Origin of the sequence: Necropsobacter massiliensis (assembly GCF_000827595.2) — a bacterium.
GTDB lineage: Bacteria > Pseudomonadota > Gammaproteobacteria > Enterobacterales > Pasteurellaceae > Necropsobacter > Necropsobacter massiliensis.
The window spans coordinates 136,837-158,032 of record NZ_LN776184.1 but is presented as its reverse complement, the minus strand read 5'-3'; the positions used below and the strand labels follow the sequence as shown (position 1 = coordinate 158,032).

General features: G+C 45.9%; 23 protein-coding genes, 1 tRNA gene and 1 pseudogene. 16 read left to right on the top strand and 9 right to left on the bottom strand.

The features are described from left to right. Positions 1–319 precede the first annotated feature (319 nt). Positions 320–2,176: an ATP-binding protein gene (locus BN3349_RS07080; RefSeq protein ID WP_040976639.1), complete on the top strand. Its 1,857-nt coding sequence runs from the start codon at positions 320–322 to the stop codon at positions 2,174–2,176. A gap of 181 nt (positions 2,177–2,357) precedes the next feature. Further along, entirely contained in the window at positions 2,358–3,821 is a 1,464-nt protein-coding gene (locus BN3349_RS07075) for a sucrose-specific PTS transporter subunit IIBC (protein ID WP_040976638.1), read from the top strand. Positions 3,822–3,901: 80 nt separating this feature from the next. Here BN3349_RS07075 and BN3349_RS07070 read toward each other — a convergent pair. Beyond that, positions 3,902–4,561, bottom strand: a pseudogene (locus tag BN3349_RS07070) (epoxyqueuosine reductase QueH); the annotation flags it as partial. Between the two features lie 86 nt (positions 4,562–4,647). After that, a complete protein-coding gene (gene ispB, locus BN3349_RS07065; protein ID WP_040976652.1) occupies positions 4,648–5,619 on the bottom strand; it encodes an octaprenyl diphosphate synthase in 972 nt (323 codons plus the stop codon). 235 nt (positions 5,620–5,854) lie between these two features. On the opposite strand from ispB, the gene rplU reads away from it, so the two are divergent. The 5 genes from rplU (at position 5,855) to cgtA (ending at position 9,647) form a co-directional block, all read left to right on the top strand. Further along, on the top strand, positions 5,855–6,166 hold the full coding sequence (gene rplU / locus BN3349_RS07060; RefSeq protein WP_032093524.1) for a 50S ribosomal protein L21: 312 nt from the start codon (positions 5,855–5,857) through the stop codon (positions 6,164–6,166). A 20-nt stretch (positions 6,167–6,186) separates the two neighbouring features. Beyond that, positions 6,187–6,444 (top strand): 50S ribosomal protein L27, encoded by a 258-nt coding sequence (gene rpmA, locus BN3349_RS07055; protein WP_032093525.1) that lies wholly within the window; start codon positions 6,187–6,189, stop codon positions 6,442–6,444. Positions 6,445–6,517: 73 nt separating this feature from the next. Further along, positions 6,518–7,438, top strand: coding sequence for a DMT family transporter (locus BN3349_RS07050; protein ID WP_040976636.1), 921 nt, complete (start codon positions 6,518–6,520; stop codon positions 7,436–7,438). A gap of 14 nt (positions 7,439–7,452) precedes the next feature. Further along, positions 7,453–8,397 carry a DMT family transporter gene (locus BN3349_RS07045; RefSeq protein ID WP_040976635.1) on the top strand — a complete coding sequence of 315 codons (945 nt, stop codon included), beginning with the start codon at positions 7,453–7,455 and terminating at the stop codon, positions 8,395–8,397. A gap of 71 nt (positions 8,398–8,468) precedes the next feature. Then, positions 8,469–9,647: an Obg family GTPase CgtA gene (gene cgtA / locus BN3349_RS07040; RefSeq protein WP_040976634.1), complete on the top strand. Its 1,179-nt coding sequence runs from the start codon at positions 8,469–8,471 to the stop codon at positions 9,645–9,647. 49 nt (positions 9,648–9,696) lie between these two features. Here the strand turns inward: cgtA and rapZ are convergent, their stop codons facing one another. Genes rapZ through lptC form a run of 5 tightly spaced genes read right to left on the bottom strand, consistent with a single transcriptional unit; the run spans position 9,697 to position 12,898 of the window. Continuing rightward, the gene (rapZ, locus tag BN3349_RS07035) at positions 9,697–10,551 is read right to left on the bottom strand and encodes an RNase adapter RapZ (RefSeq protein ID WP_040976633.1); all 855 of its coding nucleotides are present in this window, start codon (positions 10,549–10,551) and stop codon (positions 9,697–9,699) included. 12 nt (positions 10,552–10,563) lie between these two features. Then, positions 10,564–11,067 (bottom strand): PTS IIA-like nitrogen regulatory protein PtsN, encoded by a 504-nt coding sequence (gene ptsN / locus BN3349_RS07030; RefSeq protein WP_040976632.1) that lies wholly within the window; start codon positions 11,065–11,067, stop codon positions 10,564–10,566. Between the two features lie 15 nt (positions 11,068–11,082). After that, the gene (gene lptB, locus BN3349_RS07025) at positions 11,083–11,808 is read right to left on the bottom strand and encodes an LPS export ABC transporter ATP-binding protein (protein WP_032109655.1); all 726 of its coding nucleotides are present in this window, start codon (positions 11,806–11,808) and stop codon (positions 11,083–11,085) included. Positions 11,809–11,820: 12 nt separating this feature from the next. Beyond that, positions 11,821–12,342: a lipopolysaccharide transport periplasmic protein LptA gene (lptA, locus tag BN3349_RS07020; RefSeq protein ID WP_040976631.1), complete on the bottom strand. Its 522-nt coding sequence runs from the start codon at positions 12,340–12,342 to the stop codon at positions 11,821–11,823. Beyond that, positions 12,323–12,898, bottom strand: coding sequence for an LPS export ABC transporter periplasmic protein LptC (lptC, locus tag BN3349_RS07015; protein WP_040976630.1), 576 nt, complete (start codon positions 12,896–12,898; stop codon positions 12,323–12,325). Before lptC ends, lptA begins: the two co-directional genes overlap by 20 nt. Before the next feature lie 260 nt (positions 12,899–13,158). Here lptC and mlaF point away from each other — a divergent pair, with 260 nt between their 5' ends. The 7 genes from mlaF to murA are packed head-to-tail and all read left to right on the top strand — an operon-like array spanning position 13,159 to position 17,879. After that, positions 13,159–13,953, top strand: a complete 795-nt coding sequence (gene mlaF, locus BN3349_RS07010) for a phospholipid ABC transporter ATP-binding protein MlaF (RefSeq protein ID WP_040976629.1) — start codon at positions 13,159–13,161, stop codon at positions 13,951–13,953. After that, the gene (gene mlaE, locus BN3349_RS07005) at positions 13,950–14,735 is read left to right on the top strand and encodes a lipid asymmetry maintenance ABC transporter permease subunit MlaE (protein ID WP_101430487.1); all 786 of its coding nucleotides are present in this window, start codon (positions 13,950–13,952) and stop codon (positions 14,733–14,735) included. Before mlaF ends, mlaE begins: the two co-directional genes overlap by 4 nt. A 36-nt stretch (positions 14,736–14,771) precedes the next feature. Next, positions 14,772–15,293 carry an outer membrane lipid asymmetry maintenance protein MlaD gene (mlaD, locus tag BN3349_RS07000; protein ID WP_040976628.1) on the top strand — a complete coding sequence of 174 codons (522 nt, stop codon included), beginning with the start codon at positions 14,772–14,774 and terminating at the stop codon, positions 15,291–15,293. Positions 15,294–15,335: 42 nt separating this feature from the next. After that, positions 15,336–15,974 carry a phospholipid-binding protein MlaC gene (mlaC, locus tag BN3349_RS06995; protein ID WP_040976627.1) on the top strand — a complete coding sequence of 213 codons (639 nt, stop codon included), beginning with the start codon at positions 15,336–15,338 and terminating at the stop codon, positions 15,972–15,974. Positions 15,975–15,978: 4 nt separating this feature from the next. Further along, the gene (locus BN3349_RS06990) at positions 15,979–16,350 is read left to right on the top strand and encodes an STAS domain-containing protein (protein WP_040976626.1); all 372 of its coding nucleotides are present in this window, start codon (positions 15,979–15,981) and stop codon (positions 16,348–16,350) included. Further along, a complete protein-coding gene (locus tag BN3349_RS06985) occupies positions 16,331–16,588 on the top strand; it encodes a BolA family protein (RefSeq protein WP_032109663.1) in 258 nt (85 codons plus the stop codon). The genes BN3349_RS06990 and BN3349_RS06985 overlap by 20 nt, the downstream gene beginning before the upstream one ends. Positions 16,589–16,604: 16 nt before the next feature. Next, positions 16,605–17,879, top strand: a complete 1,275-nt coding sequence (gene murA / locus BN3349_RS06980; protein WP_040976625.1) for a UDP-N-acetylglucosamine 1-carboxyvinyltransferase — start codon at positions 16,605–16,607, stop codon at positions 17,877–17,879. 85 nt (positions 17,880–17,964) lie between these two features. Here murA and fbp read toward each other — a convergent pair whose 3' ends face one another. Next, positions 17,965–18,966 (bottom strand): class 1 fructose-bisphosphatase, encoded by a 1,002-nt coding sequence (gene fbp / locus BN3349_RS06975; protein ID WP_040976624.1) that lies wholly within the window; start codon positions 18,964–18,966, stop codon positions 17,965–17,967. A 143-nt stretch (positions 18,967–19,109) separates the two neighbouring features. Between fbp and mpl the strand changes: the two genes are divergently transcribed. Both mpl and BN3349_RS06965 read left to right on the top strand, forming a co-directional pair. Further along, positions 19,110–20,498 (top strand): UDP-N-acetylmuramate:L-alanyl-gamma-D-glutamyl-meso-diaminopimelate ligase, encoded by a 1,389-nt coding sequence (gene mpl, locus BN3349_RS06970; protein WP_040976623.1) that lies wholly within the window; start codon positions 19,110–19,112, stop codon positions 20,496–20,498. Between the two features lie 145 nt (positions 20,499–20,643). Further along, positions 20,644–20,853 carry a cold-shock protein gene (locus tag BN3349_RS06965; protein ID WP_032093543.1) on the top strand — a complete coding sequence of 70 codons (210 nt, stop codon included), beginning with the start codon at positions 20,644–20,646 and terminating at the stop codon, positions 20,851–20,853. Between the two features lie 118 nt (positions 20,854–20,971). Here the strand turns inward: BN3349_RS06965 and BN3349_RS06960 are convergent. Next, a tRNA-Met gene (locus BN3349_RS06960) sits at positions 20,972–21,048 on the bottom strand. Between the last annotated feature and the right edge of the window lie 148 nt (positions 21,049–21,196).

The following is a 21,196-nucleotide window of genomic DNA, read 5'->3' as shown; positions in this document are numbered from 1 at the left end:
AAGAAGAGCCACAAGCAAGCGCTTGTGGTTTTTTTATGGGCGATATTCGGCGAAGCGGCAACATTAAACGGATAAACAGCATTTAGTTTTCATTAACTGGAATATTCAAGGTAAATGTTTAAAACCGAAAAATCCATACCAGACAATCGCCCCCTCCGGCAAATCCATCAAACAACCGAAAAATACACCGCACTTTTATGCTGCTTAGAAAAAGTGCGGGGCGTTTTTAGCGAATTTTCATTGTGTTATGGCATAAAGTATGCAGTTTTTAACAACAGTGATAGAATGATTGGCAAGTTGGTTTCGTTTTTTGATTTGTATGAAAAATGTAAGATATTTTGCAAAAAAATATGTAGATTGGGTGATTCGTTTAGGGCGCTTTAAATTTTCCTTGTTGGGCGTTTGCGTTCTGGCTGTTTTTGCTTTATTCATTCAGATATTATTAAGCCTTTCTATTGTCGGCACCGTGTATTGGGATGATGTTGCCCGCTCTGTAATATTCGGGCTGTTTTCTGCGCCTTTTGTGATTTATTTTTTTACTCTATTAGTGGAACGGCTGGAAAAATCCAGACTTGATCTCGCCAAGTTAGTGGATAATTTGCGTACGGAGGTTTCCGAACGTATTCTCGCCGAGCGGAAACTTTCTGTCGCCCTCAATGATCTGGAGCGGAACAATCGGAATAAAACAGCATTAATGACGACGATCAGCCATGAATTGCGCACGCCGTTAAACGGTATTATCGGTTTAAGCCGCATTCTGTTGGACGGACCGCTTAATGAACAACAGCGGGATTATCTGAAAACGATCAGCATGAGCGCCATATCACTCGGGCATATTTTCAGTGACATTGTGGATTTGGAAAAAATTGATGCGAAACGGATTGAATTAAATTGTAGAGAGACTGATCTCCGTTCTTTTTTAAGTGATATTGCCAATTTCGCCACTCTGATGGCGGAGCAAAATAAATTAAAATTTGAGATGTATTGTGCGCCCGATTTGCCCGATTGGCTGATGCTCGACAGCGCAAGATTAAGTCAGGTGCTGTGGAATTTGATTAGTAACGCTGTTAAATTTACGCCGCAAGGGCGGGTTAAGCTGGATGTGCGTCGCCTCGATGCGCAAACATTTTCATTTGCCATTTCCGATACTGGCATCGGCATCGCGCCGCAAGAATTGGAAAATATTTTTACTATGTATTATCAGGTGAAATCCGATTCACACCAGCGGGCAGGCAGCGGTATCGGGCTAGCTATTTCCAGGACCATAGCGCGTTTAATGCAAGGTGATTTGACTGTCACCAGCGAACCGGGAAAGGGTTCGACCTTTTTGTTTACGTTACGAGCGCAGGAGGTTACTAAGCCGCGGGAAGAAACGCAGAATATACCGAGTACTTTATCCATCTTATTAGTCGAGGATATTGAAGTGAATATCGTCGTGGCTAAATCCGTTTTGGAAAAACTCGGTTATTCCGTTGATGTGGCAATGAGCGGACAGCAGGCGATAGAAAAATTCGAGCATAATTATTATGATCTGGTTCTGCTTGATATTCAGCTGCCGGATATGTCCGGTTTTGATGTGGCGGCGCATTTGCGGCGAAATTATGAAGAGGGCACCTATGATTTCCTGCCGCCGTTGATCGCGTTAACGGCTAATGTCATGCAAAGCAAACAGACCTATCGCCAAAAAGGCATGGATGATGTTTTGCGCAAACCTTTGTCATTAGATGAACTCACTCACTGTTTACAAGAGTATTTCGGCGAAGAAATAAAGCCCGCTTTAGTGCTGACGCCGCAGGAGCAGAATAATAAGTGGCAGGATGACGAATTTCTTGATATTGCAATGTTAAACGAACTGCGTGAAATTCTGGATACGGAATTTATAAAAAAGAATGTCTTGCTATTCCGACAGACTATGCCTGCTTATCTTGATGAATTATCAACCGCTTACCGAGACTATCAGCGCTCAAACCTCCGAACCGAAGTGGCCTCTGTGGCGCACAAAATCAAGGGTGCCGCTGCGTCTATTGGTTTAAAACGCATTCAGCACATTGCCGCACAGGCACAAACGCCGGATGCCGAACAGTGGCATGCGAAAATTGTCGATTGGATTGAGGCCTTGGCCGATAATTGGCAGGCGGATGTACAACGGCTGGAACAGTGGCTTGATAATACCTGATTTGAAAATTGAACTGAACAGTTCGGGTTGCATTGTTTTGTGCTTAAGTGCGGTGATTTTTGCCGGTTTTTTAGAAATAGATCACGAAACAGTGATTTTCTCTTGATTTTGCTAGAATAGCTTAACCGTTTTAGTTAGAATTTGCTGACAAATTTTATCATCAACCCTCCAGGAGAACGATATGAACTTCCCTAATATTGCCAAACAAGTGATTGACAAACTTGGTGGCAAGGACAATATCAGCGCGTTAGCCCATTGTGCGACCCGTTTACGCATCGTCGTGAAGGACGAGTCTAAAATTGATAAAGAGGCCATTGAAAACATTGAAGGCGTAAAAGGACAGTTTTCAGTATCCGGTCAGTATCAAATTATTTTCGGTTCCGGTACGGTCAACAAGGTGCATGCCGAGATGTCTGCGCTGCTTAATATGGGCGATATGACTAAAAATGAAGTTGCTGCGGCTAGCACAGAAAACCAAAACTGGTTAATGCGGATTGTCAAAGGATTAGCGGATATTTTTGTGCCAATTATCCCGGCAATTGTTGCCGGCGGTTTATTGATGGGTATTCATAGTATGCTCACCGCACAAGGGTTTTTCTGGACTATTCCGCAAGAGTTGCGTGATGCCGGGCAGGCAATCAGCGGTTTTTCCGTGGTTGACCGATATGCCGCAATCTCCGATTTGGTTGATTTTATTAATACTATCGCAAATGCACCGTTTGTCTTTTTGCCGGTGCTGCTCGGATTTTCCGCAACGCGCAAATTTGGCGGTAATCCGTTTCTTGGTGCGGCATTAGGGATGCTTTTGGTTCATCCGGCGTTGGCTGACGGCTGGAATTATGCGTTAACCGCTGCCGAAGGAAAGATTACCTACTGGAATGTATTAGGGCTGGAAATTGAAAAAGTCGGTTATCAGGGCACCGTAATTCCAACGCTGGTTTCTGCTTGGGTACTGGCGAGCTTAGAAAAAACTTTCCGTAAATTCGTACCGTCATATCTGGATAATCTGATTACACCGCTGTTTTCCCTGTTTATTGCTGGGCTATTGGCGTTTACCGTCATTGGTCCGTTGGGGCGTGAAGCCGGCGATTTGATTACCAAAGGACTCACTTGGTTATATGATACGCTTGGTTTTGTTGGTGGCGGCGTGTTCGGAACTTTCTATGCGCCTATCGTTATCACCGGTATGCATCAAACCTTTATCGCCGTTGAAACACAATTGTTATCCAATATGGCGCTATCCGGCGGCACTTTCATCTTCCCAATTGCGGCGATGTCGAATATTGCACAGGGCGCCGCTTGTTTGGGCGTGGCTTTTGCCCTGAAAGATCCTAAAGTGCGCGGTTTGGCGATTCCATCCGGCGTCTCGGCATTATTAGGAATTACCGAACCTGCCATGTTTGGGGTGAACTTACGGTATCGTCAGGCCTTTTTAGCGGCGATGATCGGTTCCGGTTTATCCAGTGCTTTCATCGCATTCTTTAATGTCAAAGCGCAGGCGCTGGGGGCGGCCGGGTTACTGGGCATTCCGTCGATTAAACCGGATAGTCTGGCAATGTATTGCATCGGCATGCTGATTTCTTTCTGTGTCGCATTTACGCTTTCGGTTATTTTAGTGAAAAAAGCACAGACAAAACGCGCTTAATCATGTCGTAAACCTGTCAAAAAACGACCGCACTTTGAGCATTCCCCAAAGTGCGGTTATTTTTTTATCTGTTTTGAACATTAATCTGCGTTATAAAACAGCGTGCCGATTTCTATTTTCTGCCGACCGTTTTTTTCGCGCCATTTATTTGTATCGCGCAGGGAATAAACGCAGCCGCAATATTCCTGCTGATAGAACCGTTCACGCTTGCTGATTTCGATCATTCGTTGCGAACCGCCGCCTTTGCGCCAGTTGTAATCCCAGTAAACCACATCATCATATTTGGCTGCCGCGCGGTGACCGCAACCGTTAATTTGATTCATGTCTTTCCAGCGAGAAATGCCCAGACAGCTGGTAAATACCGGAAAGCCGTTTTCATGTGCGTATTGCGCCGCCTTTTCAAAGCGCATATCAAAGCACATGGTACAGCGAATGCCGCGCTCCGGTTCATCTTCCATGCCTTTGGCACGATCGAACCAGTTTTGCCGGTCGTAATCGGCATCAATAAATGGAATGCCCCATTTTTGCGCAAAACGAATATTTTCCTCTTTCCGAATCAGGTATTCTTTCAGCGGATGAATATTCGGATTATAGAAGTAAATGGTAAAGTCGATACCGGAGGCATGAATGGCTTCCATCACTTCACCCGAACAGGGCGCGCAGCAGGAATGCAGCAATAGTTTATGATATCCGTCCGGTAGAGTGAGTTGCGGGCGAATGAACGGCGCATTGGGATCTTTGCCTTTGCGCGTTAGTTTTTGTGGCGTATGTTGTTCTGTCATAATGCTAAAGGGTATTTGTTGAAAGTGAGGTTTCTTACCGCGTGTTAGTATTCACGTTCTACTGAGAGATAAGCCAGTGAAATTAATGCGGTTTTATAATCGCTTTGCGGCAATATCGCAATTGCTTCGACGGCCTTTTGCGCTTCTTCACGGGCGCGTTGCATGGCGTAGTCCAGCGAGTTGTGTTGTGCCATAATTGCCAGTACCTGCGCTAAAATTTCACGTTGCCCGCCTTGTTCGATTGCATGACGGATTAAATCCGCCTGCACTGGGGTTCCTTGCCGCATGGCATGCAGCAACGGCAGTGTCGGTTTGCCTTCGGCTAAATCGTCTCCAACGTTTTTACCCAACGCCTGTGCATTGGCACTGTAATCCAGTACATCGTCAACCAATTGGAATGCGGTGCCGAGATAGCGTCCGTAATCCTGTAGTGCTTGTTCTTGTTGCGCGCTGGCACCGGCGGCGATTGCCGCACATTGGGTGGCTGCTTCAAATAAGCGGGCGGTTTTACTGTAAATGACCCGCATATAATTTTCTTCCGTAATATTCGGGTCGTTGACATTCATTAATTGCTGCACTTCGCCTTCGGCAATGACATTTGTCGCGTCTGACATAATTTTTAAAATTCTTAACGAATTCACCTGTGTCATTAGCTGGAACGAACGGGTATAAATATAATCGCCCACCAAAACACTTGCCGCATTACCGAATTCGTTATTGGCGGTAGGTTTGCCGCGTCGCATATCCGATTCGTCAACCACATCGTCATGCAGCAAAGTGGCGGGGTGCGTAAATTCGATAAATGCCGCGCAGGTTATGTGATCTTCACCAGAATATGCCAGCGCATTTGCCGCCAGAACGGCAATCATCGGGCGGATACGCTTGCCGCCGCCCTGAATAATGTAATAGCCGAGCTGGTTAATCAACGCCACATCGGAATTGAGCTGAGCCAAGATGGTAGCGTTTACTTTTTGCATATCCTCGTTGATTAGCGTCTGGATTGCATGAATATCCATTAGATTGATTTTTTCTGTCATCGCGAATATCAGTAAAAGACTAAAGTGCGGTTGATTGTACCTGATTTTCTAAGCTTTCTGAAATCAAACCAGAACAAATCGGAAATTTTTTATTTTATTGTAAATAAGTTCTTGCTATCAGCCCGTTTTTTACGTAGAATTTGCGACCTATTTATATGAATTTTGATGTGCTGAATGGGTTAACATTATAAGCACAATGTATAGCGGAGTATTTATGTACGCAGTTTTCCAAAGTGGCGGTAAACAACACCGAGTCAGCGAAGGTCAGGTTGTTCGTTTAGAAAAACTTGAAATCGCAACTGGCGAAACCGTTGAGTTTGACTCAGTGTTAATGGTCGTTAACGGTGAAGATGTAAAAATTGGCGCCCCGGTTGTTGCCGGCGGCAAAGTAGTGGCTGAAGTGGTTTCTCACGGTCGCGGCGATAAAGTTAAAATTGTTAAATTCCGTCGTCGTAAACACAGCCGTAAACAACAAGGTCATCGTCAGTGGTTCACCGAAGTGAAAATCACTGGGATTCAAGCATAATTTCAGAGGAGATCAAGTAGATGGCAACTAAAAAAGCTGGTGGTTCGACTCGTAACGGTCGCGATTCTGAAGCTAAACGCCTTGGTGTGAAACGTTTCGGTGGGGAATCCGTCTTAGCAGGCAGCATTATCGTTCGTCAACGTGGTACTAAATTCCATGCCGGTAATAATGTCGGTATCGGACGTGACCATACCTTATTCGCAACTGCGGACGGTAAAGTGAAATTTGAAGTGAAAGGCGAGAAAAATCGTAAATACGTCAGTATCGTTACCGAGTAATTTCAGCAACACGCAATAAATCGCGAAATGCCTCACAAATTGTTTGTGGGGCTTTTTTTATTAAAGGATAGCAATGAAACAACCTTTATCCGGCTTTCTTTTCGGGCTGACAGCGGCTTTTATGTGGAGTTCGCTGCCTATTTTTGTGCAGCAAGTGGTACAGGTAATGGATATTCAGACGTCGGTTTGGTATCGATTTGCTTTAGCCGCCGTCGGGTTGTCTATCTTATTATGTTTAAGCGGTAAGCCACTTCGGTTCAGTCGCTTGGGCGGTAAAGATACACTGCTTATTCTGCTTGGTATCGTCGGGCTGTCGGTGAATTTTTTTCTGTATAATCTGGCACTGAAATATATTCCCCCGACCACAAGTCAGGTGCTCAGTCCGTTATCTTCGTTTATTATGCTGATTGTCGGTGTTTTTTTGTTTAAAGAAAAAATGGGAATGCATCAGAAGATCGGGCTAGGGTTTTTAATTTTGGGGTTGCTGCTGTTTTTTAATGAGCGGGTGGATGATTTTTTGCAATTGAATCTGTATTCCAAAGGGGTAATATTTATTGTGCTGTCCAGTTTTATCTGGGTTGTGTATGCGATTGCACAGAAATTATTACTGGCGCGCTTGAATTCCCAGCAAATTCTGTTAATGATTTATATCGGTTGCGCGTTGGTTTTTCTGCCCTTTGCCGATGTGCCACAGATTGTGGAATTGAATACTTTTCAACAGATTTGCCTAATTTTATCCGGCGTTAATACAATAATCGCTTACGGCTGCTATGCCGAGGCATTAAACCGTTGGGACATTGCGAAAGTCAGCGCTATTTTGACCCAGATTCCGGTGTTCACGTTGATTTTTTCTCATTTGGCGGTGGCAATCAGCCCGCAGCACTTTGCCGCAGTCGAGCTAAACTGGATAAGCTATTGCGGCGCGCTTTGCGTTGTGTTGGGCGCCTTATTATCGGCATTAGGACATAAATTAAAATTGGTCAGATTATTGTAACTGAAGGAATCAAGATGAAACAGCAACCGTTGTTGGGCTTTATGTTTGCGTTAGTCACCGCAATGGCATGGGGATCGCTGCCGCTCGCCCTAAAACAAGTGTTAACCGCCATGGATACGCTGACTATTGTTTGGTATCGCTTTCTGGTCGCGACGCTGGCATTATTGTTGCTGCTTGGTTTAAGCGGGAAATTGCCGAAATTCTCCCAGCTCAACCGCTATTTTGTCGGACTGGCGATTATCGGTATTCTCGGGCTGGCGGGGAATTTTTCGTTATTTAACTCATCGTTGCGCTTTATTGAGCCGGCAGTAGCGCAGATCTTTATTCATTTATCGTCATTTATGATGCTGTTTTGTGGGGTTGTTATTTTTAAGGAAACACTGGGGCTGCATCAGAAAATCGGGATTTTTGTGCTGATTATCGGTTTATGCCTGTTTTTTAATGATCGATTTGAGGACTTTACTCGCTTAAACGATTATTTTATCGGGGTTATCTTAAGCGTTTGTGCATCAATTATCTGGGTAACTTACGGTTTAGCGCAAAAATTGATGCTGCGTCGGTTCAGCTCGCAGCAGGTGCTGCTGATGATTTACTTCGGTTGTGCGGTTGTGTTTACGCCCTTTGCTGAAGTTGCGCAGGTGAACGCCTTAAGCGGCTTTACCTTACTATGTTTTATTTATTGCTGCCTGAATACCCTGATAGGTTATGGCGCGTATGCCGAAGCGCTGAATCGTTGGGATGTGGCGAAAGTTAGCGTAGTGATTACGCTGGTGCCGTTATTTACCATTTTATTTTCCCATTTGCTGCACTATTTTTTACCGCAGCATTTCGCTGCACCGGAATTAAATTCCATCAGCTATATTGGTGCGCTGGTGGTGGTCTTCGGAGCGATGACTTCTGCAATTGGGCACCGTTTTATCAAGCCGAAGGCGGTACAGAAAATAAAAATCCCGGATTAAACCGGTGCTCAGTCAAAGTGCGGTCAGTTTTTAGCGAAAATAAATAAGATAGAAAACCATGAGGAGACAATATGAAGTTTATTGATGAAGCCTTGATTCGTGTTGAGGCTGGTGACGGCGGTAATGGCTGTGTCAGTTTCCGTCGCGAGAAATATATTCCAAAAGGCGGACCGGACGGCGGTGACGGCGGTGATGGCGGTGATGTTTATTTGCTGGCGGATGAAAATCTGAATACGTTAATTGATTATCGCTTTGAAAAGCGCTTTGCCGCCGAACGGGGCGAAAACGGGCGCAGTTCCGATTGCACCGGACGGCGAGGCAAGGATATTACTTTACGCGTTCCGGTGGGAACGCGGGCGATCGATAATGATACCAAAGAAGTATTGGGTGATTTGACCGAACACGGCGCTAAAATGTTGATCGCAAAAGGCGGTTATCATGGTTTGGGCAACACCCGTTTCAAATCGTCGGTAAACCGCGCGCCGCGTCAGAAAACTAACGGAACGCCGGGCGAAAAGCGGGATTTGCAGCTGGAATTAATGCTGTTGGCTGATGTTGGCATGCTGGGATTACCAAATGCCGGTAAATCCACGTTTATCCGCGCCGTGTCGGCGGCAAAACCGAAAGTTGCCGATTATCCTTTCACGACTTTAGTGCCGAGCCTGGGTGTTGCCCGAGTTGACGCCAGCCGCAGTTTCGTGATTGCCGATATTCCGGGGCTCATTGAAGGGGCTGCTGACGGGGCGGGGCTCGGCATTCGTTTCTTAAAGCATTTGGAGCGCTGTCGCGTGCTGATTCATTTGGTGGATATCGCGCCGATTGACGGCAGTGATCCGGCAGATAATATCGCCATTATCGAAACGGAATTATTCCGTTATAGCGAAACGCTGGCGGATAAGCCGCGTTGGCTGGTGTTTAATAAAATTGATACGTTATCCGACGAAGAGGCGCAGCAGCGTGCAGCGGAGATTGTGCAGCGTCTGGCCTGGGAAGAGGATTATTATCTGATTTCTGCGGTAACCGGCGAACAGGTACAGTCACTGTGTCGTGATATTATGGACTTTATCGATGCCAATCCGCGTGAAACCGGACAAGCGCTTGAACAGCCTGCCGAAGTGGCGTTTAAATGGGATGATTATCATCAGACTCAGCTGGCGCAACACGCAATGGCAGATGATGAAAACGATGATGATTGGGACGACTGGTCAGAAGAAGATGAAGAAGGCGTTGAAATTATTTATAAACCTTAAGCAACGAAAAAGTGCGGTAAAAATTACCGCACTTTTTTTATGTTATCCGTCATTTTTTATGTCGTTCTAAGGATTTATGCTGAATTCGGACGTTTTTCCCTTTCGCCAGAAAGTATTCGCCCAATTGTTGTGCGATATATACTGAACGGTGTTTGCCACCGGTACAGCCGATTGCAATGGTTAAATAACTGCGATTATTCTGCTCCAGCATCGGCAGCCAAGTTTCGATATAGCTACGGGTCTGATAAATAAAATTATTGACTTCATTGTGTTTATTCAGAAACTCGGCAACGGGTTTATCTAAACCGGTCATCGGGCGCAGTTCCGGGTTCCAATGCGGGTTCGGCAGAAAACGCACGTCAAAGACATAATCCGCATCAAGCGGTAAACCATATTTAAAACCAAAGGATTCCACCACTATTTTCAGCTCTTTTTCTGTATTGCCGCGCAGAAATTCACGCAGTCGTTCCGCCAGTTCGTGCGTGGACAAATGCGCGGTATCAATAATGATATTGGCTTGTTGAATCAGCGGTTCCAGATAAGCCTGTTCCGCCTCAATCGCCGCTTCAAGAGACAAATCCTGAATTGACAGCGGATGCAGGCGGCGCGAATCGCTGTAGCGTCTGATTAAAGTGCTGCGATCTGTATCCAGAAAGATGATTTTAAGCTGATGATGTTCCTGTAACCGAGTGAGCACTTGTTCCAGCTGTGAGGAGGTATTCGGTAGATTGCGAATGTCAATGCTGATGGCAACGGAAGACTGATTAGTGGACAAAATTTCGACCAGCTGCGGCAGTAAATCCACCGGCAGGTTATCAACGCAATAATATCCGATGTCCTCCAGTGCACGCAACGCTACGGATTTTCCCGCGCCGGAGCGACCGCTGATAATGATGATTTCCATAACTTGCACCTGTTATCGTTCGTTTGGTGTCGGTTCAGAGACTTCCTGATGAAGGTGATCGGCATGGGCAAAAATCTGCCAGATTTCCTCCGCACTTTGTGCGCTTCTCAGCTGTTTGCACAGTGTTTTATCCAATAATTTTTCCGCCAATTCCGGTAATACCGACTGTGAAAATTCGGCACAGCGTTGCGCGGGGATGAATAAAGCGAAAATCAAATCCACTTCACGGTGATCCGCCGCTTCATAGTTAATTGGGGTATCCAGCTGTAGAAATACGGCGATCGGTTTATTTTCCTCCGGCAATCTACCTTTAGGCATGGCGACGCCGTTGCCTAAGCCTGAATTGCCCAGTTTTTCGCGATTAAACAGATAGTCAAAGCCGCAATGTTCGCTGTCGGGCAGTTCAAGCTGCGGCGCGACAATCCGTCCGATCATTTCAAATACGCGTTTTTTGCTGGAACACACTACGCCTTGACGAATATTGTCGGGCGTTAGTAATTGGGTAAATGTCACCATAAGGATAAACTGTCGCTATAATTTGAATTGTTCGCCTAAATATACGCGGCGGACATGCTCGTTGTTCATCACTGCCTCTGGAGTGCCGGTGGCGATCATTTTACCGGCACTGACAATGTAAGCGCGTTGGCAGACATCCAGCGTTTCACGTACGTTATGATCCGTGATAAGCACGCCGAGCCCGCGATCGCGCAGATCCATAATGATTTTTTTAATATCAATTACGGAGATCGGATCGACGCCAGCAAAGGGTTCATCCAGCAGAATAAATTTGGGATTGGCGGCAAGCGCGCGTGCAATCTCGACTCTGCGGCGTTCCCCGCCCGATAATGATTGCCCCAAATTATCGCGAATATGTCCGATGTTGAATTCGTCAATCAGTTCGTCCGCTCTTTCTCGGCGCTGTCTGCCGTTAAGATCTTTGCGAATTTCCAGTACCGCCATCAGATTATCATACACGCTGAGGCGACGGAAAATAGAGGCTTCCTGCGGCAGGTAGCCGATCCCGCGCTGGGCGCGGTTGTGCATCGGCAACAGGCTGATATCTTCGTCATCAATACGGATTTTGCCCTGATCATGACGTATCAGACCGACCACCATATAAAAGGTTGTGGTTTTTCCTGCGCCGTTAGGTCCGAGCAACCCGACAATTTCATTTGAATTCACGGTTAAGCTGACGTCGGCAACCACTTGACGGCTTTTATAACTTTTGGTGAGATTTTCAGCATAAAGAATAGACATAACATCAAAATCCTATTTTTTCTTCTTCTGCTCATTTAACTGGGTCGGAATTAATACGGTTTTCACACGTGATTTTCCGTCTCCGTTGGCTTTCAACTGCTGTTTTTTCACATCGTAAGTGATGAGTTCGCCGTTAATTTTACTGTCCAGCTGTTTTAATTCAGCATTGCCGGTCAGGGTGAGAAACTCTGTACCCAGATCATAATGGACTTTATTGGCTTTACCGTCCACCGGTTTGCCGTCGTCCAGCAGCTGATGGAAAGTGACCGGTGTGCCGAACGCATCGACAGTTTCCTTTTTGCCCGAATTTTCTGGCGGTCGGGTAATCACCACTTTATTGGCTTTGATCAGAATAGAACCCTGCGTAATCACAACATTATCAGAGAATGTCACCACACTGTTTTCCATATCCAGAGACTGATTATCGGACTCGATATTAATCGGCTGATTGGTATCGTCTTTTAATGCCAGTACCGGCAAGGATGTTATCATCAGGGTTGTGAGTAATAAAACTTTATTGTTTATTGATTTCATAATGTGTTCTTACCTGCTCTTTCAGGGTGGCGATTTGTTGTTGTAAATTACCGCTTAGCTTTAATCCGGTGGAATTAAAGTTTAAGCCGTTAATGGTGACCATTGTATCAGATGTAATATCCTGCGTCTTTAAATTCACCACCGCACTTTGCGTTTCCACCCGTTGCAAGCGGGAATCGGCTAACAGGCTTTGTACGGTGACGTTGCCGGTTAAATACAGCATATTTTCGTTGCTTAATTTGGCGTTATCCGCGCTGATTTTCCAGCTTTGCCCGCCTAATTGTTCGGTCTGAACGTCAAACAGATACACAATCGGTTTGTGGAAATCCGTATGTTTGTCGTTGGCATAATGTTCCACTTTCTCGGAAAGCGCCAAATATTGTTTTTTGCCGCTAGGCGAGTACACGGTAGTTTGCATTTTCTGACCGATATATTCCGGACCGTCATCGGATTTGATGAGATCATTGAGGTTTTCATCATCTTGATGCAGGCTGTAAAACCAAGCAAGTAATGCCAAGGTGATGACGGATAAAACGATATTCCAGCGGCTCTTCATAACTGTGTCGGCTCGTCGGTTGTTAAAAAATCAGAAACGAATAATAGCATAATTTTTAAAAGCAAATAACCAGCACCGATAAAAAGCCTATAAATGTGGATAAAAGTGCGGTGCTATTTTAGTGGAAATATTTATTCAGGAACGTTTTTATTAAATCGCGGTCAAACAGGAAAGCGGATTTAGATTTGACATTCCGCCTGAATTCGTGGAATATCACTAACTTCATTTTTTGTATCGAAAACAAGGCAAAGAACGGTTTTATGGTTAAACCCTTGGTTGAGGTGAAAAATCTCACTTTTAAACGCGGTGAACGCATTATTTACGACAATCTTAATTTGCGGGTCGAACAAGGCAAAATTACCGCAATTATGGGACCGTCGGGCATCGGTAAAACCACCTTGCTGAAACTTATCGGTGGGCAGTTAATTCCGGAACGGGGCGAAATTCTGTTTGACGGACAGGATATTTGTAAAATGTCTCGCGCTGAACTGTACCGCGCGCGCAATCGCATGGGCATGTTGTTTCAGTCCGGTGCGCTTTTCACCGACATTTCCACTTTTGATAATGTCGCTTTTACCATTCGTGAACACACCCGTTTGCCGGAAGCGCTGATTCGTAAAATCGTATTAATGAAATTGGAGTCCGTCGGTCTGCGCGGTGCCGCCGACCTGATGCCCTCGGAGCTATCCGGCGGGATGGCAAGACGAGCGGCGCTGGCAAGAACCATTGCGCTGGATCCGGATCTAATCATGTACGATGAGCCCTTTACCGGGCAGGATCCGATCAGCATGGGCGTGATTATCAGCCTGATAAAACGCTTAAATGAAGCATTACAATTGACTTCCATTGTGGTGTCTCATGATGTGCAGGAAGTGCTGAGTATTGCTGATTATGCGTATATTATTGCAGATAAACGGGTTATTGCCGAGGGCAGCGCATCACAACTGCTCGCCAGCGATGATCCGCAGGTGATTCAGTTTATTAAAGGTGAAGCCGACGGTCCGGTGCATTTTCATTATCCGGCGCGGGATTATGTGCAGGAGTTATTTGAATGATGGTAAATATGATTGCCGCATTGGGTCGCTCGGCGATAAATGTCTGTCGCTCGCTCGGCAGCGCCGGTTTTATGCTGTGGGGGGCGTTAATCGGCAAACCACAGGTGAGAAAGCATTTTCCGTTGTTAATTAAGCAATTGCATGTGTTAGGTGTGCAATCTTTATTGATTATCATGCTGTCGGGGTTATTTATCGGTATGGTGATCGGTCTGCAAGGTTATGTGGTTTTAGTCGATTTTGCGGCGGAAACCAGCCTCGGACAGTTGGTGGCGCTCTCGCTGCTGCGCGAATTAGGGCCGGTTGTGACCGCACTTTTATTTGCCGGGCGTGCCGGTTCCGCGTTAACGGCGGAAATCGGTTTAATGAAAGCGACCGAACAGTTGTCCAGTCTGGAAATGATGGCGGTAGATCCGCTGCGTCGGGTTATTTCGCCGCGTTTTTGGGCCGGCGTGATCGCGATGCCGGTTCTGGCGATTATTTTTACTGCTGTCGGGATTTGGGGCGGTTCATTGGTCGGTGTGGACTGGAAAGGCGTGGATGCCGGCAGTTTCTGGTCGGTGATGCAAAATTCGGTCAGCTGGAGCTACGATATTTTTAACGGATTTATTAAAAGTCTCTGTTTTGCCATATCGGTGGTTTGGATTGCGTTGTTTAACGGTTATAACTGTATTCCGACTTCGGAAGGCATCAGTAAAGCCACCACCAAAACGGTAGTAAATGCCTCTTTGGTTGTGCTGGGATTGGATTTTGTGCTCACGGCAGTGATGTTCGGAGCGGGTTAAGTGAATTAAAAGTGCGGTAAAAAATCAGGACATTTTATGCGACAAACAACTAAATACGAATTTTGGGTCGGCTTATTTTTATTACTCGGCATTGCGGCATTGGTCTTTTTGGGGCTGAAAGTGGCGAATGTGCAAGGGTTTAACGAAGCGAAAAGTTATCATATCAGTGCAACTTTTGACAATATCGGCGGACTAAAAGTACGGGCGCCGTTAAAAGTCGGCGGTGTGGTGATTGGTCGGGTAACGGATATCGAATTGGATCCTAAAACTTATCTGCCGGTGGTTAAAATCGCTATTAATCAGGCATATAACGAGATTCCGGACAACAGTTCGCTGTCGATCAAAACCTCGGGCTTGTTAGGCGAACAATATGTGGCGCTGAGCCTCGGCTTTGATGACGGTGAAACCACCGCAATGCTAAAAGACGGCAGTAAAATCATTGACACCAAATCAGCCATGGTACTGGAAGACCTTATCGGTCAGTTCTTGTACGGCGATAAAAATAAATCTGAGCACGCCGAGCAGGATAAGGACTCTGCCGAAGCGGCTCATCAGTAATGCAGAACCTCTTTTTTAACGCTATTTGAACGGGAGAACTCAATGTTAAAAATTAAATTAAACCGCTGGTTAGCAAAAACTTTCGTGATAATGACCGCACTTTTTGCGTTACAGGCGTTTGCCGATGACAGTCCTTATGCCCTAATGCAGCAGGCGTCGGATAAACTGTTCAGTGATATCGCTGCCAATCAGAGTAAAGTTAAGCAGGATCCGAATTATTTAAAAACCATCGTACGTCAGGATTTAATGCCTTATGTGCATGTGAATTATGCTGGCTCACTGGTATTGGGACAATATTTTAAATCGACCACGCCGGAGCAGCGGACAAACTTTTTCGCCGCGTTCGATAAATTTATTGAACAGGCTTATGCACAGGCGCTGACGATGTACACTCAACAGAAAATCGAGATTGAAAAACCGAAAAACGTGTCCGATAATCAGGTCAGTATTCGGGTAAAAGTGCTGCAAAACGGCAATGCCGCGCCGATTAATCTTAACTTTTTCTGGCGTAAAAACAGTAAAACTGGACAATGGCAGGTGTATGACATGGCGGCAGAAGGTGTCAGCATGGTGGATACCAAAAAACAGGAATGGGCGCCTATTTTGCGTAAAGACGGTATTGACGCGCTGACTGCTCAGGTGCGCAAAGCGGCTAATGTGCCGGTAACCTTAGGCAAATAATCCAATGCAAAGCAATAACGGTTTGAGTTGGGAATCTACCTGCAATGATGATAAGATAGCGCTTCGATTAACGGGAGAGTTATCCAGAAATACGTTGCTGCCATTGTGGCGGCAACGTTCTTCTTTTTTATCGGCGGAGAAACTGAGCGGGCGTTTTGTGGTTTGGGAGCTGGCGGGTATTACGCGTATTGACAGCGCCGGTTTTGCCTTATTGTGTGATTTGATTCACCTTTGCCAGCGCCTGAATGTGCAGCGGCAGGTGATAGCGCACGCCCCCGTGCAATTAGTGACGTTAGCGGATCTGTTCGGTTTATCCGAGTGGATAACTCCTTTTTTACAATTTGACGGAAAACTTAATGGAAACTCAGGAAATTGAACGAATTCTAAAACAGGCTTTAAATCTTGATGAAGTGTACGTGCAGGGAGAAGACGCCCATTTCGGCGTGATTGTGGTGGATGATGAGATCGCCTGTTTATCCCGAGTTAAGCAGCAGCAAACGATTTATGCGCCGTTAATGGACTATTTCTCCAGCGGTGAGATTCATGCGCTGACAATCAAAACTTTCAGCGTTGAAAAATGGAAACGCGAACGTTTACTTAATCCTCTAAACTAAGCTGTGGTAAATTATTATGCAAAAATTTCGTGTTTATGGTCAGTCCCGTTTGAGCGGTACGGTAAATATTTCCGGGGCAAAAAATGCTGCGCTGCCAATTTTGTTCGCCGCGATTCTGGCGCAAGAGCCGGTTGTGCTAAGCAATGTGCCGGAACTTAAGGATATTGATACGACCTTAAAAATTCTGCGCCGTTTAGGTGTGGTGGCTGAACGCGACGAGCAAGGCAAAGTGCATTTGGATGCATCTCATATTGATCATTTCACGGCACCTTACGAGCTGGTTAAAACCATGCGCGCATCGATTTGGGCGTTGGCGCCGTTGGTTGCCCGATTTAATCAAGGGCAAGTTTCTTTGCCGGGCGGCTGTTCTATCGGTGCAAGACCGGTCGATTTGCACATCAGTGGTCTGGAGCGTTTAGGCGCTAAAATTACGCTGGAAGACGGCTATGTGAAAGCCTATGTAGATAATCGACTGGCGGGAACCCGTATTGTAATGGAAAAAGTCAGCGTCGGTGCTACGTTATCCATTATGATCGCCGCCACCTTGGCAAAAGGTACCACCGTGATTGAAAATGCCGCTCGTGAACCGGAAATTACCGACACCGCCGTTTTCCTGAATAAAATGGGGGCGAAAATCAGCGGCGCCGGTTCCGATACGATTACCATTGAAGGGGTGGAACGTTTGGGTGGCTGTGAACACAGTATTGTTGCCGATCGGATTGAAACCGGGACTTTTTTGGTGGCTGCTGCGATTTCCGGCGGACGCATTGTGTGTAAAAATGCGAAAGCAGATACCCTTGATGCGGTGATTGATAAACTGCGCGAAGCGGGTGCGCAGGTTGATGTCAAAGAGGATACGATCACCTTGGATATGTTCGGTTATCGCCCGAAAGCGGTGAATATTCGCACTGCACCTTATCCGGGATTTCCGACCGATATGCAGGCGCAATTTACATTACTGAATATGGTTGCCTGCGGAACCAGTATTATTACGGAAACCATTTTCGAAAATCGTTTTATGCACATTCCCGAATTGGTACGTATGGGCGGTAAAGCGGAAATCGAAGGCAATACCGCGATTTGTCATGGGGTCGAACGGCTTTCTGGTGCCGAAGTGATGGCCACTGATTTACGCGCCTCGATCAGTTTGGTGCTGGCGGGCTGCATTGCCACTGGCGAAACCATTGTGGATCGTATTTATCATATTGATCGCGGTTATGAACATATTGAGGAAAAACTGCGCGCGCTGGGCGCACGTATTGAGCGTTTTTCCGATCATGACGGTGAGTAACCCGGATATTACCTATTGATAAATCAAACGGCAACCCGCAGGTTGCCGTTTTGGTTTTGCCTTGAGATGTGGAATAACCGTTTCATTAACCGAATTCGCGCATAAAGTCCTGCGCTTTTTCAACCATGTTCTTCGAACCGATAAACAGCGGAATGCGCTGATGCAGCTGCGTAGGTCGAATATCTAGAATGCGGTGATAACCGTCGCTGGCAATGCCCCCCGCTTGTTCTGCTAAAAATGCCATCGGATTGCCTTCATACAGCAAACGCAGTTTACCTTTCGGGTAGGTGGTGGCGCTTGGATAAATATAAATACCGCCTTTCAACATGTTACGGTGGAAGTCGGAAACCAGCGAGCCGATATAGCGCGAGGTGTAAGGTCGTTGGCTGGCTTTATCCTCTTCCTGACAGTATTTAATGTATTTTTTAACACCGAGCGGGAATTTCAGATATTGCCCTTCATTAATGGAATAAATTGTGCCGCTTGGCGGAATTTGAATATTTTCATGGGATAAACAGAACACGCCGAGCGACGGATCGTAAGTAAAACCGTTGACGCCGTTACCGGTGGTATAAACCAGCATGGTGGAAGAACCGTAAACGATATAACCGGCGGCGACCTGACGATTACCCGGTTGTAGGAAATCTTCCAGCGTAACCGGTGTACCAATAGGCGAAATGCGGCGATAAATTGAGAAGATGGTGCCTACCGCCACATTGACATCAATATTAGAAGATCCGTCCAGCGGATCGGTCAGAATAACGTATTTGGCATTGCGACCGCGCTCGGTATCGAAAGCAACGAAATTTTCCTCTTCCTCGGAGGCAAAGCCCGCCACTTCTTCCCGCGCGATCAATGCCTGTTTCATCGTATTGTGGGCAAATAAATCCAGTTTCATTTGTGCTTCGCCCTGCACGTTTTCAACTCCGGAGTTGCCGATAATATTATTTGTCAATCCGGCTTTGTTGATGTCGCGGTGAATCACTTTCGCCACTAATCGTATGGAAGAAAGAATGCCCGATAATTCGCCCTTGGCGTTCGGATATTCCGCTTGTTTTTCTATAATGAACTGTCCTAATGTCTTCATATTGTTATCCTGTTTGATTAATAATTTACTCTCTTTCTGAGTTGATTTATTATAGCAACCTTTAGTTTCGGGCTACAAAGCTGATTTTTAATCTGTGATCCTAACCACATTTTTATACTAACTTTTTTATCAAGAGATAACAAATGATACAAAAACATCTTCATATACTGGGTATTTGCGGAACTTTCATGGGTGGCGTCGCAATTATCGCCAAGCAAATGGGCTACAAAGTTACGGGCTCGGACACCAATGTGTATCCGCCGATGAGCACATTTTTGCAGCAAAGCGGTATTGAGATTATCCCGCATTATGAAGTGTCCCAACTACAGCCGGCGCCGGATTTGGTCGTGATCGGCAATGCGATGAAACGTGGTAATCCCTGTGTTGAATATGTGTTGGAGCATAATTTGCCTTATACCTCCGGTCCACAGTGGCTGCATGACCATTTATTACGCGAGCGCTGGGTGCTGGCGGTCTCTGGGACGCACGGCAAAACCACCACCACCGGCATGCTAAGTTGGATTTTACAACAAAACGGGCTGGAACCGGGCTTTTTAATCGGCGGTATTGCTGGTAATTTCGGTACTTCAGCTCGACTTGGTAAAGGGCGGTTTTTTGTGATCGAAGCCGACGAATACGATACGGCATTTTTCGATAAACGTTCCAAATTTGTTCATTACAATCCAAAAACTTTGATTATCAATAATATCGGTTTTGATCATGCGGATATTTTCGACGATCTGAAAGCGATTCAGCGGCAGTTTCATCACATGATCCGCACCATTCCCGCCAGCGGTCGCATTCTTTCGGTGGCGGCGGAACAAAGCGTGAAAGAAACCCTTGAGATGGGATGTTGGTCGGAAACCCAGTTTTTAGGCGCAGATCAGGATTGGTATGCGGAACGTATTACCAACGACAGTACTGAATTTAACGTTTTTCATCATGGCGAACTTGCCGCTACGGTGAAATGGAATATCGTCGGACAGCATAATATGCATAATGCGCTAATGGCAATTGCGGCGGCTTATCATGTCGGCGTCAGTATCAAACATGCCTGTGCGGCGCTTTCCGATTTTGTGAATGCCAAACGCCGGTTGGAAGTAAAAGGTGAAGTTAACGGGATCACCGTGTACGATGATTTTGCTCATCATCCGGCGGAAATTCTGGCAACATTGACCGCACTTCGCGACAAAGTCGGCGGCGGTGTGCGCATTCTGGCGGTGCTTGAACCGCGTTCCAACACCATGAAAATGGGCGTGCATAAAGATGATCTGGCACCGGCGCTGGCGCGTGCCGATCATGTGTTCTTATTGCAGCCGGAAAGTATCCCTTGGAATGTGGTAGATATTGCCAACCAATGCGTGCAGCCAGCGAGCTGGTCGGCAAATCCGGATAAATTGGCGGATATGATCGTAGGCGAGGCGAAACCGACGGATCACATATTGGTGATGTCGAACGGCAGCTTCGCTGGCATTCATCGGAAGATACTGGATAAATTGTCGCTGACAAATCATACCGGTGATGTTAAATAACGCGTGCTATTTGTCATATATACTGATAGTATAACTGCGCTTTATCAAGCAAAAAGGATAACCCGAATAAGTGCGTGGCTGGAGTAAAATATCATCACAATATTATTGCGTTATCTCAGTATTGTTTATTAATTAGGATTATGTAATGTCTCAAAATAAAGGAACCGTTAAATGGTTCAATGAAACAAAAGGTTTTGGTTTTCTACAGGCGGAAAGCGGAGAAGATGTATTCGTACATTTTTCAGCAATCCAGTCAAACGGATTTCGTACCCTGAAAGAAGGTCAAGCGGTAGCTTTTGATATTGTTGATGATAAACGCGGAAAAAAAGCCGAGAATGTAACGATTCTGGCGTAATCAAACAACCTTTTCACAAACCGTTACTCGCAAGTGTAGCGGTTTTTTTGTGCCTTTGATTGCCGATCAGAGATAAAAATAAAAGCCGTAAATAAATTTATTCACGGCTTTAACAATCTGGTTGCGGGGGCCGGATTTGAACCGACGGCCTTCGGGTTATGAGCCCGACGAGCTACCAAGCTGCTCCACCCCGCGTCTGTGAGGGCGTACTATACGCGATTAAATTTTTAATGCAAGCGAAAATAAGACGAATGTTGAACGGTTGTTATAAAAATAAACGATCCGACGCATTTTCCCGCAACCAAGCAAGGAAAATTTATTAAAAAGCACTATATATTCAGTG

Coding starts and splice junctions, on each gene's coding strand:
- BN3349_RS07080 (WP_040976639.1), top strand. CDS start 320: ATGAAAAATGTAAGATATTTTGCAAAAAAATATGTAGATTGGGTGATT.
- BN3349_RS07075 (WP_040976638.1), top strand. CDS start 2,358: ATGAACTTCCCTAATATTGCCAAACAAGTGATTGACAAACTTGGTGGC.
- ispB (WP_040976652.1), bottom strand. CDS start 5,619: ATGGATATTCATGCAATCCAGACGCTAATCAACGAGGATATGCAAAAA.
- rplU (WP_032093524.1), top strand. CDS start 5,855: ATGTACGCAGTTTTCCAAAGTGGCGGTAAACAACACCGAGTCAGCGAA.
- rpmA (WP_032093525.1), top strand. CDS start 6,187: ATGGCAACTAAAAAAGCTGGTGGTTCGACTCGTAACGGTCGCGATTCT.
- BN3349_RS07050 (WP_040976636.1), top strand. CDS start 6,518: ATGAAACAACCTTTATCCGGCTTTCTTTTCGGGCTGACAGCGGCTTTT.
- BN3349_RS07045 (WP_040976635.1), top strand. CDS start 7,453: ATGAAACAGCAACCGTTGTTGGGCTTTATGTTTGCGTTAGTCACCGCA.
- cgtA (WP_040976634.1), top strand. CDS start 8,469: ATGAAGTTTATTGATGAAGCCTTGATTCGTGTTGAGGCTGGTGACGGC.
- rapZ (WP_040976633.1), bottom strand. CDS start 10,551: ATGGAAATCATCATTATCAGCGGTCGCTCCGGCGCGGGAAAATCCGTA.
- ptsN (WP_040976632.1), bottom strand. CDS start 11,067: ATGGTGACATTTACCCAATTACTAACGCCCGACAATATTCGTCAAGGC.
- lptB (WP_032109655.1), bottom strand. CDS start 11,808: ATGTCTATTCTTTATGCTGAAAATCTCACCAAAAGTTATAAAAGCCGT.
- lptA (WP_040976631.1), bottom strand. CDS start 12,342: ATGAAATCAATAAACAATAAAGTTTTATTACTCACAACCCTGATGATA.
- lptC (WP_040976630.1), bottom strand. CDS start 12,898: ATGAAGAGCCGCTGGAATATCGTTTTATCCGTCATCACCTTGGCATTA.
- mlaF (WP_040976629.1), top strand. CDS start 13,159: ATGGTTAAACCCTTGGTTGAGGTGAAAAATCTCACTTTTAAACGCGGT.
- mlaE (WP_101430487.1), top strand. CDS start 13,950: ATGATGGTAAATATGATTGCCGCATTGGGTCGCTCGGCGATAAATGTC.
- mlaD (WP_040976628.1), top strand. CDS start 14,772: ATGCGACAAACAACTAAATACGAATTTTGGGTCGGCTTATTTTTATTA.
- mlaC (WP_040976627.1), top strand. CDS start 15,336: ATGTTAAAAATTAAATTAAACCGCTGGTTAGCAAAAACTTTCGTGATA.
- BN3349_RS06990 (WP_040976626.1), top strand. CDS start 15,979: ATGCAAAGCAATAACGGTTTGAGTTGGGAATCTACCTGCAATGATGAT.
- BN3349_RS06985 (WP_032109663.1), top strand. CDS start 16,331: ATGGAAACTCAGGAAATTGAACGAATTCTAAAACAGGCTTTAAATCTT.
- murA (WP_040976625.1), top strand. CDS start 16,605: ATGCAAAAATTTCGTGTTTATGGTCAGTCCCGTTTGAGCGGTACGGTA.
- fbp (WP_040976624.1), bottom strand. CDS start 18,966: ATGAAGACATTAGGACAGTTCATTATAGAAAAACAAGCGGAATATCCG.
- mpl (WP_040976623.1), top strand. CDS start 19,110: ATGATACAAAAACATCTTCATATACTGGGTATTTGCGGAACTTTCATG.
- BN3349_RS06965 (WP_032093543.1), top strand. CDS start 20,644: ATGTCTCAAAATAAAGGAACCGTTAAATGGTTCAATGAAACAAAAGGT.